Origin of the sequence: Acinetobacter sichuanensis, assembly GCF_003024515.2 — a bacterium.
Taxonomy (GTDB): Bacteria; Pseudomonadota; Gammaproteobacteria; order Pseudomonadales; family Moraxellaceae; genus Acinetobacter; species Acinetobacter sichuanensis.
In genome coordinates, this window is the sequence record NZ_PYIX02000042.1 from 1 (window position 1) to 17,520 (window position 17,520).

The 17,520-nt window shown below is 37.5% G+C and carries 13 protein-coding genes; 9 read left to right on the forward strand and 4 right to left on the reverse strand.

Features of this window, described 5'->3' with window-relative positions; all coding sequences use genetic code 11:
• From C9E89_RS18035 to C9E89_RS18050, 4 genes are all read left to right on the forward strand, one after another.
• On the forward strand, positions 1–452 hold a 452-nt coding region (locus tag C9E89_RS18035), incomplete at its 5' end, for a DUF2726 domain-containing protein (protein ID WP_107009725.1).
• 111 nt (positions 453–563) lie between these two features.
• Positions 564–1,025, forward strand: a complete 462-nt coding sequence (locus C9E89_RS18040) for an H-NS histone family protein (protein WP_038350047.1) — start codon at positions 564–566, stop codon at positions 1,023–1,025.
• A 242-nt stretch (positions 1,026–1,267) separates the two neighbouring features.
• The gene (locus C9E89_RS18045; protein ID WP_038350046.1) at positions 1,268–1,597 is read left to right on the forward strand and encodes a hypothetical protein; all 330 of its coding nucleotides are present in this window, start codon (positions 1,268–1,270) and stop codon (positions 1,595–1,597) included.
• A 201-nt stretch (positions 1,598–1,798) separates the two neighbouring features.
• Positions 1,799–3,607, forward strand: coding sequence for a zinc ribbon domain-containing protein (locus tag C9E89_RS18050; RefSeq protein WP_005006206.1), 1,809 nt, complete (start codon positions 1,799–1,801; stop codon positions 3,605–3,607).
• 79 nt (positions 3,608–3,686) lie between these two features.
• Here the strand turns inward: C9E89_RS18050 and C9E89_RS18055 are convergent, their stop codons facing one another.
• From C9E89_RS18055 to C9E89_RS18065, 3 genes are all read right to left on the reverse strand, one after another.
• On the reverse strand, positions 3,687–3,920 hold the full coding sequence (locus C9E89_RS18055) for a hypothetical protein (RefSeq protein WP_005028471.1): 234 nt from the start codon (positions 3,918–3,920) through the stop codon (positions 3,687–3,689).
• Positions 3,921–4,115: 195 nt separating this feature from the next.
• Positions 4,116–5,114, reverse strand: coding sequence for a hypothetical protein (locus C9E89_RS18060; protein WP_043041428.1), 999 nt, complete (start codon positions 5,112–5,114; stop codon positions 4,116–4,118).
• Between the two features lie 16 nt (positions 5,115–5,130).
• On the reverse strand, positions 5,131–7,794 hold the full coding sequence (locus C9E89_RS18065) for a type IA DNA topoisomerase (RefSeq protein WP_107009726.1): 2,664 nt from the start codon (positions 7,792–7,794) through the stop codon (positions 5,131–5,133).
• Between the two features lie 388 nt (positions 7,795–8,182).
• Here C9E89_RS18065 and C9E89_RS18070 point away from each other — a divergent pair, with 388 nt between their 5' ends.
• The 4 genes from C9E89_RS18070 (at position 8,183) to C9E89_RS18090 (ending at position 13,628) form a co-directional block, all read left to right on the forward strand.
• The gene (locus tag C9E89_RS18070; RefSeq protein ID WP_227520115.1) at positions 8,183–8,659 is read left to right on the forward strand and encodes a hypothetical protein; all 477 of its coding nucleotides are present in this window, start codon (positions 8,183–8,185) and stop codon (positions 8,657–8,659) included.
• Between the two features lie 1,132 nt (positions 8,660–9,791).
• Positions 9,792–10,955: a hypothetical protein gene (locus C9E89_RS18080; RefSeq protein WP_171518606.1), complete on the forward strand. Its 1,164-nt coding sequence runs from the start codon at positions 9,792–9,794 to the stop codon at positions 10,953–10,955.
• A 68-nt stretch (positions 10,956–11,023) separates the two neighbouring features.
• The gene (locus tag C9E89_RS18085; RefSeq protein ID WP_058952597.1) at positions 11,024–11,932 is read left to right on the forward strand and encodes a hypothetical protein; all 909 of its coding nucleotides are present in this window, start codon (positions 11,024–11,026) and stop codon (positions 11,930–11,932) included.
• Between the two features lie 28 nt (positions 11,933–11,960).
• Positions 11,961–13,628, forward strand: a complete 1,668-nt coding sequence (locus C9E89_RS18090; RefSeq protein ID WP_228199063.1) for a virulence-associated e family protein — start codon at positions 11,961–11,963, stop codon at positions 13,626–13,628.
• An 81-nt stretch (positions 13,629–13,709) separates the two neighbouring features.
• On the opposite strand, the gene C9E89_RS18095 is transcribed toward C9E89_RS18090, so the two are convergent.
• Positions 13,710–14,372 carry a GIN domain-containing protein gene (locus tag C9E89_RS18095; RefSeq protein ID WP_058952595.1) on the reverse strand — a complete coding sequence of 221 codons (663 nt, stop codon included), beginning with the start codon at positions 14,370–14,372 and terminating at the stop codon, positions 13,710–13,712.
• A gap of 442 nt (positions 14,373–14,814) precedes the next feature.
• Here C9E89_RS18095 and C9E89_RS18100 point away from each other — a divergent pair, with 442 nt between their 5' ends.
• A complete protein-coding gene (locus C9E89_RS18100) occupies positions 14,815–17,514 on the forward strand; it encodes a hypothetical protein (RefSeq protein ID WP_228199064.1) in 2,700 nt (899 codons plus the stop codon).
• Positions 17,515–17,520 lie beyond the last annotated feature (6 nt).

Below are 17,520 nucleotides of genomic sequence, written 5' to 3' on the forward strand. Positions count from 1 at the left end.
ATAAGTTAGTTTTTGCTTTATGTGGCGTATTTCGCAAACCTAAAACTAAAGCCAAAAAGAATTCAAAAAAAGGCTATCGTAAGCCTCAAAAGAATCAGGAGCTTGTATCTAAAAAAGTCCTTACAAAAGACGAGATTATAATGCTTGATGCACTAGAACAGGTCATTCCATCACGCAACATTTTGGTGCAAGTAAGCATGAGTGCTTTTATGACCACGCAAAACATAAGTACCCGAAATCAGTTTTCTAGGCTTTACGTGGACTATTTGATTGTTGATGAAGACTACAATCCTATATTATCTATTGAGCTTGATGGGCATTATCATAAATATACCCAGGATAAAGATAAAAGGCGTGACGAGCTTTTGAAGAGTGCTGGCACTCCTGTCATTAGGTTTAAGGAAATTCCAGACATAAAAGTTATAAGAAAAACCATTTCAAGGTATATTTAGGTATAAATACGATTAACTCTAATTGATTTTAATAATGTAAATGTGTAAAAATGGTTTTGTCGTAAGAGATATTTTGAATTAATTTTCAAATATATTTCTAAAGGTTTAATCATGAACAACTTAACTCGCAATACTGGAACTAATGACATGTTAAATGTATCAAAACCAGAAAATGTTGCTCAAATGTCACCTGTTGAACTTCAGAATTATATTGAAGAACTTCAACAACAACTAGTCGTTAAAGAAAATAAAGCTTTTCACGATGCTGTTAGTGCCATTAATGCAATCATTTCAGAAAAAATTACTGCCGATGGTGTTGTGGACATCCATACACTTAGTGAATATCTAAAAAACAACCACATTGATACCACAAAAGTTGAGCCTGTAAGACGTCAAAAACGTAAGCTAACGCATGAATGGGTTCACCGTGAAAACAACAGCTTACGTTGGGCTGGTCGCGGTCAAGTAATTAAATGGTTACGTGAAGAAATGATTGAAAAGGGTTTAGATCCTTCAGATAAAGAAGCTGTACGTAGTTATTGCGAACAAAATCTAGACCTTAAAGAGATTTAATCTTTAAAACTAGTGAAACCACCGTAAAAGGTGGTTTTTTTTTGCCATTATATAGTGTCGTTAAGCGATACCCTATTCTATTAGCTTTCAGCCGATAACAAGAAAATTTGCAATTGGTATATACTTAAACCGTTTTTATAAAGGTCACGTTATACAACGGACTAGTTTTAGTTAAATTTTGGTATATACATTATAAGTATATGTGACTATACCTTTGCTTATGTTTCGCTGGAGGCGATTAAATGTCATTCAAAACTCTATTATTAACTGGCTTATTATCTGTAGGTTTGGTTTTAGTTGGTTGTAGTAAAAAAGAAGAATCAACATCTCAATCAAAACCTATTCAACCAGATGAACAAATTGACAAAGTAGATCCATCTGCAGACCTACAAGCAGCGCGTGAAGCTTATGTCGATAATGAAAAACCTTCAAAAGTTGAGGGCCACGATTTTGATGCACATCAAAAAACTGCAGAACAAAATCCACCAAAAGAGGACGAGCCAAATGATATGTCTTCTATGCTGAACGCTGCAGCTGCAGATGCTCAAAAACAAGCAGATCAAAACAAATAACAGCACATAAGCTTGGTACATCTTTAAAGGGGATTCGTTATCCCCTTTTTTAATGCGCCTTTAAAATACTTTTTAAATTCCCTTATTAAAACTTAACTAAAACAGTGATTCATTTTAACTAAAAAAACTTTATACCCCACGACTTAGTTATAATTAACCAGTTAAAACGTAATTAGATAAATGCGTTAAGGAGTATTAAAAATGGCATATGAATATAACTCGCAAGATAAGCGGTTTGAATTCCCTAATCCCTACCGAATAGAAAACATTTTTAAAGTGATCGGTGCCATCGTTTTTATGCTGGCTGGCCTAAGCTTAATTTTCAGTGCAAAAGGTCTATTCAGTAACGGTGTATTTGTTGCACTACCACCGCTTATAGTTGGTCTAGCAATGTTCAGTTATGGCGCTCTACTGCTGACCACAGGCTTATCAAACCTAAAGTTCTACTTTGGTCGTGATCAACCAGCCGGACTTGCACAGGAGTTATCCATTCAAGAAACTGGTGCTTATCCTGGTGCAACCGATATTAAAGAGATCCTACGCCAAAGCGCTTTGATTTATGAAGAACCAAAAGGCTCAGTGAACGGGATTCTATATTCACTGTTCCCTAATCTTATTTTTTCGCCATTATTCATCCGTAACGCTGCAGAAGCTCAATTTCAAAATGCGATTGTTTTTCTGATTACCTTAGTGAGTGCTCTAATCGCGTATGTGGGTGCATCACCCAATACAGGTGCTTGGCTTGGGATTGTTTACAACGCCATTATTTTGATTGTTTTATTGCGTCCTATGGCTAATCCGAACTCAGGTGCACAAGAAATTGGTTTATCTAAAGTCATTGGTTTGGTTTTAGTCGCCATTCTTGGACCTGTATTGGTTCCTATCCTTACCCAACATGCAGTTGCACCTATTTGGTTGCCAAGCATGGATAAAGCAATTTTTACGTTAATTGCAGCGCTGATTGCGATTGCGATATTCTTCTTGGCCGTGATTGCTCAAATGGTAAAACAGCCACCACAAGCCAGTGCTGGAGTCGTTCAGGATAGTTTGAGTATGAATTGCCAACCAATGCAATTGTTTGATGAACTTGAACGCCATCTACAAAAGAATTGGGAAAGTGCTATTCCTAACAGAATCTATTCACGCCAGTTGCCAGTTATCAACTCTCGCAGTAAAAACGGTGCTTTTGAGGGTGAGATCTTAGAAGAAACTCAACCAGTGCCAATCAATACCCTTCGTGATATGACATTGAGCTCATGCTTCAAAGAAGAAAAGTATCGCTGGTTAGCCATCCTCAATAGTTTTGGATTGTTAAGTTTTATTGCTTCAGTCGTATTAATGACTATTTTTGCCAAAGGTCTATATAACGGAAGCTATCTGGATTTTAGCGACTTCACTTATGGTTTCTTTGGTGTATCGATGTGGATCTTAGGGAAGTTTTGTTTTGAGCACGGTAATTACCTATGGAGCCGTTTTGACTTTGTATCAAAACTAATATGGGTTGAGGCTAAAGGTAGCTATCAATTGTCTCAAATGAACTTTGGCCGTTACCTTGACGACAGCGTGAAATCACAAAAAGAAGTCATCAATGTTGAAACCATGACGTTACGTGTCTGGTACGCTGAAATTAGCACAACGACCTTCGGTAAATATCAAAACCGTGCGATCTTGAGCATGACTGCTTGTACTGATGATGCTGTTGTACTGAAAGAGCATTTAGCCGACTTTGCCAAAAGCCAAAGCATTGTGGTTGCCCCAACGTCTGAAGTAGATATTAACCGCATGTCATCTATGAACCAGATGAATAGCGCAATCAATAAAAGCTCACCAAGAACACATGGTACACATCTTGGATTGATGAATAACCCTGAAACACACAGTCAGGATCTATCAGATCAAGTACCAGTGATCATCAAACCGAAAAAGAATATGTTTTGTGTGAAATGTGGTGAACCACTTCAGGACAATATGCTGTTTTGCCCTCAGTGTGGTACCAAAATAGAAAGTTAATCGTTAAAGAAAATAAAGGAATGGATTACGAATGTGGTCCATTTTTTTTGACATCAAAAAAATAATTAGAGTTCTAAAATTAAGAGTTTAATTGAGCGTTGACATATTCTTCGACAGAAAATCCCTTTACGCCAGTTTCTATAAGTGCATGCACAAAGTCTGAGAACGTCACTGGAATGTACCCTACTTTGAATAGTGCCTCATTCAACTCTTTGTACTTCAGAAAAACTTCTTCTTTATGTTTTTTCTTCAGCTTAAACGTGGACGGCAAATCTGCCACTTGCAGATCTTGAATTTTGGTTGGGTTGTTCATAGCGTACCCGGTTGCTTAAAAGTTGCGAATTTAAACTATTGTAATGTGAAAATTAAAAAATGCAGAATAAATCTGCATTTTATTGTTTCATTTTTTTAAGATCTATTTGATAAACAGATGCTTAAATTAGTATTCTCAACCAAAAGCCAATTAATAGCGGATTAACCAAAATCAATCCGTTTCTTATTAGTATGTTTAATGTGTTGCTACTGGCGTACCAAATGCATCAGGATGTTGTGGTTGTTCACCACCACTTTGTTGAGCTTGACCAGGTTGACCAGCTGGAGCAGTTGTCTTACGTGCAGCTAAGTCCTTCATGATGTCTTGACAAGACATGCCCCCTGTTTCGTATAAGTTGTACGCAACAGGATCTTTTTTAGGATCTGGCGGTACACACTCCAATTCAGGTTCACTAGCAGTTGCAGAATCGGCATTCATTTTGTCCAGTTCGGTAGTAATCAATGTCAGATCGATGTCACTTGGCGTAATTGGACGACTGCTGATCTGCAAGCGATAAGTCATAGACGGCGTTAGTAGCGCATATAGTTCGCGGATCTGATTGGCCATAAGCGCAGGATTTTTCATTACGATTTTTTGGCATAAGAAAAGGTGCACGTTGTTCGGGCTACAAACACTTCCTTTACGCTGACTTGTTTGTGGGTTTTGGGCATCCACTTTCAAGGGGTAGACTTCAATGTAAACTTCATACGGCGTATCTGGCTGAAATTGGAAGTTCTGCAAACTAGAAACGACAGTTGAATACGGTTCTGACGTATCTTGTGCATGACAGAATACTTGTGGTGCGTTACAGTCAAAGTTACGACTAATACGGTCGATAATTTTATTGCGCTGAGCAGCCAATTTCATACTTTCTTCTTTTACTCGTCTTGCAACTTCACTCTGCAGTCGAGCTTCAAGTTCAACATCGCTTTGTTGTGGACGTTCAACTTCGATGTTTTGATTGCCAAAAATAACCACAGCAAATAACAAAAAGAAAAGAACACCACCGCCAATCAAGATTAGCTTTTTATGCTTAGCAAAAAAGTTTTCATCAATGTTTACTTTTTTGCCCTTCTTTGCTGTCTTGGCTGGCTGTTCAGGCTCACTTACATGTTCATCATCGGGTTGGATTTTGATCGCTTCTTCAGCTTCCTTCCCGATGTTGTCCATATCATCTGGTTCGTGATTACTCATTTATTCACCTATTCAATTATTTACTTGATTTAGCTTTTCTAGAGGTCGATTTAGACTTGGCTTTCTTTTTGCCACGTTGAACTGGCTCACCGTTGTTGTCGTATCCACTTGCACCACAGCTAAAGCAATCCCATTTATACTTACGTTCACCACGTAAATTAAATGCAGACTGAATCATGGTCTGGCCACACTCAAAACACTTGGCTTCGTTGCCAGTGCGAGATTTTGTAAGTTGGGTATCTGGTGATCCATCTGGCAATATGTCGAAATAACGTTTACATGATGCAGCTTCACAACTGTATCGCTCTTCGTAAACACCAGGTTCTTTGCGGTACTTGGTATGTACAAGAGGCTTTTTACAGATACATGGATACTCTGTTTTGGTCACTTGGAATCTTGGCTCGTAGTTAGGACTACCATCAGGGAACACCTCTAATGGACCCGACTTACATTTTTTGCCTTTCAGGTTTGGATTGGATTTTTCACAAGAAAAGAAGTGATACGGCTTACCTGAAGAAGTTGAAATACCTTTTAACTCACGCAACCAACCGCCACACCCTTCAAGCTGACATTTGTATGTATGGTTACGGCGATATTCGTCAAAATCAGGAACCAAGTTACCGCTTTCGTCATTTGTAGAACGGTATGTTTCTTTACAGGTGCCATCTACGAACGCACGTTGAGAGCACTCAAAAAATACAGATTTATCAGTTGTAACCTGAGTCAGTGTTTTGCCACATAAACATAAATGAGTAGTTGGCTCACGTACAGTTGGCTTACCCGGTTCATCTTTACCATCAACATTTCTGTTTGGCGCTGAACTTTTGCATGAATTACATGACCAGTAGACCGATGTTGTTTTGTCGCGATTGGTACCGATTTTCGGCAACATGCGTCCGTCATCACAGTTATTACATTTGTAGACAGGGAATGAATCAAGCCAATGTTTTGAGAACTGTCCTAATTCACTTTCAATCCCTAAATGGAACTTTTGGAGTTCTTGTTTATAATCGGCATCACCAGTAGCGATTAGATCCAGTGTTTCTTCAATTTCTTTGGTGTAAAGCGGATCTGCAAAACTAAACTTACCTCTAATGTTTTGAATCAACTTCAATCCATGCGGTGTAACTTCAATTTTCTTTTTAACAAGCTTGATATAGCCGTGCTTGATTAACCGTTCAAAGATTGATTGGTAAGTACTAGGACGACCAATTCCTTTTTTCTCAAGTAATTTGACCAATGATGGTACGGTGTAGCGTGAACGTGGTTTGGTTTTGGTCGCGATAACTTTACCAGCAATAACATTGTGGTTTTGACCGACTTCAATATCTATAGGTAGCGTATGTTCAGGTTCTTTTTCTGAATCTTCTTCACCGTCCACGTATTCAAGTGCATTTTCATCAATACTGTAGGTCTTTAATAAGCCCAACCAGCCATCTTCTTTTAAGATACGGCTAGAAGCTTTGAATTCAGCATCTTTAGTAATGCTTTCACCATCTACATTGAGAGTGACATCTTTATAGACACCTATAACGGATTTAACTTCGTATTCAGCTGGAGCCATTTGCGATGCAACAGTACGCAACCAGATTAGACGGTATAGATCCTTTTGAACTTGGTCCTCACCAGCTTCAAAGGTAAAGAAGTCACTAGGACGAATACATTCATGTGCTTCTTGAGCACCATCGCGAGATTTGGCTTTATTGCCGATAATCGCAATGCCCTCTCTCTCACCAAAAGCTTCTAGAGCTTGCATCCCCTCAGGCGAAATTACAGCAGCATCAGTACGATGGTAAGTGATATAACCACCTTCATATAACTTTTGCGCTGCTTCCATAGTTTGTTTTAGATCCAAACCAAGACGCGCTGCAGCTGCAGCTTGCAGATCAACAGTAATAAACGGCGCTGGAGCACTACGGAAAGATGGCTTAGTTTCAACACTGGTAATGGTTAATTCTTTTTTATCAATTACGTTTTGTAGACGGGTAATTGAAGCTTTATCTAACCACTGGTTATTGTGCACATCCTTCATTTCAGGATTAAGCCACTTAGAAAAATCCCATTTCGCAGCCCAACCTTGTTTTAGAGTTACTTCAAGATTGTAATGTTCATGTGATTTGAAGTTTTTCAGTAGATCTTCTAAATCACCAAGCACAACGAGTACGGCAGATTGAACACGGCCAACAGGAAATTTGCCTTTTAAAATATTTGAAATTGGCTCATACAAGTAAAAACCAATCATACGGTCAAGGAAACGGCGTGTTTCTTGAGATGCCACCATACCTTGATCCAGCTCTTCACCATTTTGAAGTGCATTAGCGATCGTACTTTTATCAATAGCGTTATATTTGACGCGAATATACTGATCGTCAGATAAGTTCAGGATACGTTTTAAGTGATATGCAATGGCTTCACCTTCACGGTCCAAGTCAGTTGCGAGGAAAACCGTATCTGCATTTTTAGCAGCCTGTCTTAATTCTTGAACAACGCGTGTTTTATTTTGAGATATTTCGTATTTAGGAACAAAGGCTGGATATGAGAAACCGATCTCATGATTAGGTAAATCACATACATGGCCAACTGAAGCGCGTACAACGAATTCGTGCGGATACAGGTCATCCAAGATATGTTGAATTTTTTCGACCTTTCCGGGTGACTCTACTATGAACAAACTACTCATTAAAATTCATCCAATTTTTAACTTTCTTTAGTAATAATTACTGAAGTTAATCTAGTAATGGTTTAAGTATATACAATTTTAAAATGTTTAAATAGGTTTAAGGGTTGATAAACAAACACTTTTAAGGGCTTATTTCTTAATCTTTAGTTGGATGAACATTTCAAGTGGTTAAATTACTTCCTGTTTTCAATAATCTACGCGAAAAAAGGCAACAATATTTATCTAAAATTATGGGAAAAAATGGCTTAATTGTTTGAAAATGCACTGTTTAACCGTCACAAATTAAAATTCCAAAAATATTATTTAACGAATTAATGTTGTACTATAAAGGTATCGTTTGTTTTAAGCTAAAACCATGATTAAAAAACTTATAGTTTTAAGCACCTCATTGTTAATCATCGGGTGTTCGTCTACGCCACAAGAAAAACGCTTAGATCAATATCTTGAAGATACGAAAACCGATGCAAAGGAACGTAGTATTGACTGGTATTACAAACATGATTACGAGCGTAGTAATGTTTTAAATATTTGTTATTCCATTTATATAGATTCTGCTAAGAAAGCTGGTTATTACAGCGATGATGTTAGTGATGGCCGAGAAAAGTATTTAGACGATAGCGTACAAAAAGAAATGTACGCCTCAAATGACGAATGCAATAAGGCATATAAGGCTCAGGATATTCTAGATAACTTTGTTGCAAGCAATAGCCTTCCACAAGAGTCTTATGAAGACAAGTTAGATCCACAACAAGAACCAAATTCAACACCTGAAGTACCAGAAGTGTCACCTGAAGCACCAGCAAATGAACCAGTCGCCACAAAACCACCAACACTGGAGGAATTAACCAATGCGAATCCGCAATAATGCGCTCATATGCCCAGGCCAATTTTTGATTCGATCTGCATTCTTTTTGCCCTAGCCATTTTACCTATAATAATTATTGGTATTGGCATACAGCTCAAAGAGAATTACGAGCGTAAGAAGCTCACTCAAAGCTATATGGATCAGCACTAAAGAAATCCAATAGGCAATAAAAAAGCAGCGAAATCGCTGCTTTTTTTATTTCTAATGAAGTTTACGAATAGGTTGAGTATAGGGGGAATCTTCTACTCGATGCACATGCATTGAATTGGTAATGTTCATTAAAGGTGAATTACTAGCCACTGAATGAGTCGTTGATGCTTTATGTGTGCGGTAGTTATTCAAAAACTGATCTACTACTGGCACATTGTTAGGCAATATTCCGATTTCGCGGTTAGTAATTTTAATCGTTTCTATTTGGTCTACATGGCTCATAACTAAGTCCACTACAATGATTAAAACTATGAGCATAATTATAGCTTAAAATTGAAGAAATTCCATTTTGGGATTTAATATTTGGTTTTTTTATGCACAGGTTTTTGTGGATAGTAGTGGGTATAAATGGCTAAGTTGTTGATTATTTAAGCTTTTAACATTGATTAAAAATTAATCAAAATAACGAAAAATAGAGTAAAATATGGAGAAATATAGCAGAAGCTATAGAAGAAAAAACAGGAAATGTCAAAAAAAGGGCAAAAAAAAACTATTAGAACAATCTCAGTCTAATAGTTTATTAAATAGGGTAATATCCCTTGATTCGTAATATAACCGATCTCTAATAAGTTTTAAAGCTTTTTTAATCATATTCACGGAAATTCCACAAACTATTATCTCATGCTGAACAAAAGTAATGATTAAGCCCTATACTCAGCTCTACCCTGATATATTGCAGATTAGTTAAACTGTTGTTTAGAAATCGCAAACAATATGATGTTATATTTGAGCAAGGTTAGAATTATGTATGAAATGTGAATGCTTTAAAAACTGATATATATTATCAACTTTTTAGAGTTTTACGCCTTATAGAATACATACAACTTGTTAGAATGCCTTATACTAATTAGCCACCCTCACACACCTTTTATGGAAGACCAGTATAGTGAAAGATTCAATCTTTGCTGATGTTATATCAAAGTTGAATGCGGAAGTTTTTACGCAAAAAGCTGGTCGCTTATACCCTCCTGTCAGTCAATTATTGGCACTGGAGAAAAAGTTAGCATTATGTACAGCATCATTGGTTAAAAGCGAAGACATTCCAGACTATAAACAGCTAGAACGCCTGTTTTGGGATAACGTAAATCATACCTATGGCACTGGTTATTTTGCGGAGATTCCTAAGTGGGGTTCCAACATCTTTATCCCATTACAGGTATGGGAAAGTGTGTTACAGCCTTATGCATTGTTCTATAAAAATATGAACCCTGAGTTTAACTTTTATGACTTTGCATTTACGACTGCAGCGTTGAGCGCTTGGCGGTACAGCCAACCCGTGCTAAAGCTTGAAAATGATGTATATCGCACCCTATTGAATGATGAAAACGGTCGCTATGTCGATGGTCATTTGCTGAATTACTACTTTCAGTGGACCAACTTTATTCATACACCAGGTCTAGGACACAACGACAAACCTTTATATGGTTTTTTCGCGCATCAAAACGAAGTTTTGTTTAACGGAAACAACGTTAAAGTACTGATCATCGTGTTTTGCTATGAAGATACTGAAGCCAACATATCTGATGAAGATCCTTTAAGCTTAACCTCTAATTGGGGGGACTATGTGGTTTTAGAGTATCGCACGGATACTATTAAAACCATTAAAGATAGTTTGATTGGTACCAACCTTAAAGGTAGTCCTGAGCTATTAATCTTACTTGGTAAAATGCTTAGCTTATTTAATTTCTCTATTCATCCTAAAACTGACATCTACAATCACCGTGGCTACCTGATGCAACCCACGTATAACGATACGATTGATTCATTTCTCAATAGTTATAGAAAGCACAAAGGTATGCCAGTACGCCGTGGCGTAGGTAAATCACCCTCTAGCAATCAACGCCGTGAAGTCCTCTATCATGTCCACGCACCAAGTTGTCCACGCCTGTTTGATACTGGTCTGAACACTGGTTTTGTGTCGCGCATGCACAAGAGTAGCCATATCGCTAATGACCATTTTAATACACTACATTGGCTTAAAACTGATACTGGCTTAAAACTAATTTCAGGTAGTTTATATACTCAAGAAACCGAAACTAAACTTATTAAATCAATTCAAAATTACTTTTATGGTAATAATACTTAAAGGTTTTCATTCTTTTTTCCTTAAACCTGTTATATAATTTTAATACCCATTTCAATCAATGAAGTATTATGCGTTTCGAGTTCGATCCATCATTTATATCTCATGTTGCAGTACGATTAGATGGCACTTCCTTAAAATCATTTTTAGACAACCTTGGAAACGTATCTTTTCAAGAAGCTGAAAGTTATTTAAGCAATCTAATTAAAGGGAATTATGAGCAAGACGAGTTTACTGTTGGCTTGAAAGTTAAACCTAAAAACTACAATCAAACAGAATTATTGGGGCATCTTTATAAAAATAGTGCCTTTCAATCGGTTTCAACTGAAGTATCGGATCTAGACACCCAAAACATGCACAATGACATCGCTCAATTCGTTCAAAGCTATGCCAATGTTGCAGATCTTCAGTACAACAGTAATTTCTTGGACAAGCAGACGTTTAGGCATGAAAAAACGTTAGATAGCTATATCTTCACAGAATTAATGCTGCAGTTCACCAACAATAATACCGTGAAGTTTCGTGTGGACGGCGAATATGTCACAGTGATTAATGCTGAGCTAACCTCTAAATACATCTATTTTAACGACAACAAGAATAAGCGGATCTGTAAGTTTTTAAGTAAAAATATGCATCCAGCTTATTTAGAGTCATTCTTAGAGCAGATGCATATTATTAAAATTGATTCTGAGCAGTACTTTTATAATGCAGTCGTGAATAAAACAATAAGTTATGATGCTGACGTTAACGCCTTTATGGACCAATCCCAGAATTTTTTAAATACCCTTGTGAAAGGTTATAAAAAACTGATCTTAAACAACGTGCGATTTAATCTTTACGAATTCTTAGAAGACGACCTTGAAAGTGTCATCCTAAACCGTATCACTAAGGCATGGCATTACGCTCATGAAATCACGTTGCAAACTAACAACCCATCAAAATATGTAGTCGCTCAACCGCTGGTTATAAAATATTTATAAGTGAGTTTCTTTATTTATGAACCCCCTCATGATCAAGTATGGTATCGATATTGGTACGCTATCTAAAATATTTAGATCGCATCTTGAAAATGAGGGCATTGTATTTGATCGTGAGAGTGACTTTCAGCTTGAACGAAGCTCTAAACGTATTTACCTCAGAACCAATCACCACAATGACGCCACAAAAAATAAGAAAAAAACGGCCTGGTATCTTGTAGATCTAGATAACGCACGTATGTCTTATGGTTGGTTTCATGCTGGCGGTGCAAACTTCACTTACAGCTTGTATGAATACATTCAAGAAATGGATCTGCAACGTGGTGATACCGTATATACCAAGGAACAGCAAGAAGAAGATCTTAAACGCTTCTTAAGCTCATGCAAAAGTGCTGAGAAGAACAAAAAAGACCAAGAGATATTGGCTCAAATCTATATGGGTTTTGAATGGGCCAGAAGCCTACCCTTACCAAACCGTCCACACAACTACAATGTGAAAAAGCAGATTAGCTTCAGTCATGCTAGATTGTACAATCCAAGCAACTTCACTAAAAATGAGCTGATTGATTATGTCAGCCAGTACTACCCTCAACACAAGAACAGCACCATTATTCTGAACCGTATTATTGATCTGCAACCAGATCTAGATCAACAGTCGCTACGTCAGAACAAGCTTTTAGTTGAGGGGCAAAACCTCAAAAATCAAATCATTTTCCTTCAGACCATCGCTGAACATAAAAACAAGCGTGGTGAAGATAAGTTTACATTACGTGGTGTACTTGCAAACGGCGCTTTCAAAATCTTATTTAAAGATCCATTGGATGCATGGAACCAAGATCGGATAATCTTTTGTGAGGGCTACGCCACTGGTGAAGCAATTGCAGAATCAATTCAATACTCTATTCCAGTCATTGTCGTGTACGTGGCTGGCAACATCATGAATGTAGTACGTGATTTCCGTGCCGAATTCCCGTTTTCACGCTTCTATATCTTCAATGATAATGACCATAAAACAGCATTAGAAAGCAAAATAAAGCGCAATCCCGGTATCTATTACGCAACAGAAGCATGCCGAGCTGTAAACGCAGCCATGATTGGACCTGAATTTACTGATGAACAGTTAGATCTAAGTGACTGGAACGATTTTAAGTGTTTGTACGGCGTTGAATACACGCGTGATGTAATACGTCATAAAATGCAAAATGCCGTGTGGACGACTGCAGTTCAAAGCACGGTTAACCCGAACTATTCTATCAGCGCCCTATTCTTTGGCATCAAACAACAGTTGGATGATATAGGCCTCTATCCTGATAGCATGACCAAAAAGAATTGGTTTAGCTTGGTTTTACGTGCATATGCTTTGCTGACTCAACAGGGATTTAGTCAGATCCACCCGATTGAGCTGGTCAAAGAACAATTTATTGAAATTCTTGAACAGATCAGCAAACAACCCCGTAAAGTCACTGGAGCTGAAGAACCAGAACTCCTTCAGGCCTACACAAAACTTGTAGAAATGATCGCACGTAATGATTCAACAACAGCACTGAATCAACAGATTATCGCCGTGATTAATTTATACAAAAATGCAGATTATCCAATTGAATCATTAAAGGTTTGGCTCAAAGATATTGTGAGTAAATCGAACGATCCTGAATGGTCCGAAAACTTCATTAATAATATTTTTATTTCGATAATTTGAATGTCAAACATAAACCCCCAAAGGTAGCAAACTTTTGGGGTTTGTTTTTCTCTAAACTTTCATTGCACTAGGTTTATCGACCTATTTAAAACTAATGTTTCCTGAACCAGTTCGGTTTTGTGACTTATGGATTGGTTTGCCATAAACTTTAACGTTGCCTGAGCCTGAAAGCTGTACTTGAGCAGAATTGATAGCTGTACAAAAGATATTGCCTGAACCAGATAGTGCCACTTCTAAATTGTTGCTTTTCAATGGTAATGCATCAAAATTGCCTGAACCTCTCAAAGATAAGACACAGTGTTCAACGGTACCGTCTAAATCCATATTTCCAGATCCACTAATACTTGCTGTGAATTTATCTTCATTAAGATTTAAGACCTGAATATTGCCTGAACCTTTTAAATCAATAGCTTTTAAATTTGGGTGACTGATCGATACTTCTAACGGTGAACAAGTACTAAAACTTACATTGTCCTGAATAGCTAAAACCAATACACCCCCCTGAAAAGTCGCACTAATAAGATCTACAATATTGTCGTCTGCAGTAATTTCCATTTTAGAAACACTTGAAGCAAAAAACTTCAGACTCATTGGACCTTTCATACAGATTTCGTTAAATGGGTTTACAGGTACTTGCTTAGTCACTGGTTTGCCACTTCCAACGATTTGATAGTTGGAACCTGAACTGTATACATTGCCGTTGCCATTGATTACAACAGAACCCAAAAAAATATGTTTTGACATATAAAGCCTCAAATTATTAAAAGTAATTTAACCCTAAATAAGTGGTCATTCATAACCTATTTAATATCTGTAAATTATAACATTGAGGGCTTAAACATTTTTTATTAAAATAATAAATTAAAGCTTTTAATTTTTCTTTAAACCTTTATTAGACATAGCTTATATTAAAGATTAAACAGAAATGTTTTTAGAATCGGTATATACTAAAAGTATAAATTTTCTTAAGCATATGATTAATAGTCCTATGCAACCTGGGTAGCACATTGCACCTAAATATATATTAGAAATTGGAATTGTTATGGCTGAGAAAGTACCGAGCGCCCGACATAATTGTGATTTAAATACGATGTTTCAGTTTTTCCAAGAAGAACTGGAGCGAAACTACGGATTCGTATTCAAGTCATCTGGTAAATATCAATTCGTGACCGTATTTGATGAAAAAGTGCCTTGCCTCACCGAATCAGATAACCCTAGTAAATCAAGTAGCAACAATGTCAAACCACGAGGGATGTATTGGATCTATCCAAACATGAACCGTGATACTGGTGAATACTGGCCAGTACTCAAAGGACACCGCTTTGGTGTAACTGACATTGAAATCTCAATTGCTTTTGCTGACCACTATAAGAACGTAATCAAGCCTCAACGAGATTCAAACCCTAACTACAAACCACCAAGCAAAGAAGATGTTGATCGCCGTGTACGTGAGTTTGAAGAAGCTCAAAAGAAGCATCTACTTCAACAAGAAAAAGAGCTCTTAGCTGCACAAATCGCTATCCGTATTGAGTGGCAACGTGCTGGTAAAATTATTGACGATTCATTTTTTAATAATAAAACTGGAAGCCTTCAGACCTTTAAACGCGACATTCGACAAATGCCGTATATGGTTGAAAAGAACCTAGAGCCATACGGCGCTAAAATCATGCGTAAAGATAACTTTACCCGTGATGAAGCCATTGAAGCAGTAAAGCGTGAACTTCCTGAATCAGCTACCAATCAACAGCTTCTCGTTGAAACAGTAGAGAATGTATTAGCGTATCAAAAGCATTTCATCAACTTTGAACCTGAGCTTGAGGGCGAAAAGAAAAAAGGCTTTGATTTACGTAAAAGCAGAGCTGTCATTCTTGCACCGTTAATTGACACCAATAACAAAGTCGTCAATTTACAGCGTATCACCCACCATCGCCAAAAAAAGCGCAACAAAGAAACCAACAAGCTTGAAGAAGTACTGCATAAGGGTAAGTACTTTTTTGATAAAGCCAAAACGAAAGATGCATTCTTGCCTGTTAGCAAAAATCCTGATGTTGGCTATGAAGTCTTTAACCCGAATGCAAAGAACTATTTGATCAAGGAGGGTTGGGCAACAGCGATCAGCGCACGTAAGGCGTTGGATGCTGGTTTAGAGCTTGGTTTATTGGGTGAGGGTTTTACTGCAGAAAACACACAAGTTTTAGCGTCATACAGTAAATCCAATATCTCAAGTGTTGCTGAGCTTATCTGCAGTATCAATCCTGAAGCCAATATATTTGTTGGTTATGATAACGATGCTGGCCAAACGCTTGAGTCTGGTTTGAATCCTGGCTTACAAGAAGCTTGTCACAACTTTTCATTAAGTGGTGTGTTAGGTGATGTGAGCAAACATGAAAATACACGTATCACCCTACCCCCGGTTTTCCAAAATAAATTATCTGTTTCTGATTGGGATGATGCTCGTCAATATTTAGGTGTTGAACGTTTAGCTGCAGAGTTGGCAAAAGAACTGAATAACGCCGTCAAACGTATAGACAACAAGATCCCTGAAGTTGCGTATGCAATTAACCGCTACAACCGTCAACGCGAAGCTTATGCAACCAAGTTCCCTAATAAAGAATACCAACCGAATTACGGCATTGTGATTGCACAATCAGATGAAAAATATCTGGAATTGCAGAACATACGTGCTAAAAACCAAGCAAATATTGAAAATTACAACGCAAATATTGAAAAGCGTAAACAAGATCTATCAAAAGCTAACTATGATGGACCAGCTGGTACAGGTAGCACGAAATCCTATGCAAAACCAAAGTACCAACCGCCGTCATTTGATAAAGCATTTGATGATAAACCAACTCCAACCGCTACGGCACCCGTATCTACGCCCGTCATGACTCTTGAGGGCATTAAGTCTTATATGGAGATCCTTTCTGAAATTGATGTCACCAAAGTTCAAAATGATGTTTTGAAAGTTGTCGCTACTGCAGATGGCCATCAAAAGATTAAAGCCGGTGATATTGAATTCGAGAAAATGGGTGCCAAAGAACCAACCAGTAGCACAAACCCAAGTATGGATAGCATGCAAAATACCAAAGTACATATTGATGTATCCAAGGACATCAACAAAGATACAGTTAAATTGCAGAGTGTGGATCGTTCGACCATTCCCGAACAAAATCTTCAGCAAGGTATCGATCATCAAAGCTACGCTAAGTCAGCTATCTTTACCGCTTTTTGGCTTCATTCAGCAGAAATGTATAAAGCTAGAAAGTTAATTCATGAAGCTGGTATTAGTACTGCCGATGTTGAGGGTTCAATTGCTGTCGCTGAAGATAAGCTCAATAAAGCTCAGGAAGAAGTTTCTAAGAAGCGGTCGTATCCTGAACTTTTTGTGATTAGTGCGTCTGATAGCGAATACCGTGCGTCAATCATGAAAGTTTTATCTGATTTAGAGGCTGCACATCCAGAGTGGCAGAATCTCAAAACATTTAGAGAAAATCTTACTGATAGGACCATTGCATTTGATCAATTGAATCTGGATACATTGAAGATCAAAAACAAAGTAGTGCATTTGATTGTCAGTAATGTGACCAATGATCAAAACTATCTAAAGGTTCAAGAAAGCCTCACCACCCTTTTAGATACATCGAACAGCTTGTCTTTGGACCGTCAACAAAAGTTCAATCTTGTGAACAGTCTAAGTAAAACATTAAACAACATGGCCAAACTGTTAGATGAACCACCAGTCTTCCAAAGACTGAACGATTTCTTTACTCGTTTTGAAAAGCGTGTAGATGATCTCGTTCTAGGTGATGGTCTAAAGCTGTATGGTATAGAACCGCAGAATTTAAACAAAACTAACGAACGTGGACAGTCGTTCGATATGTAAAAGCAG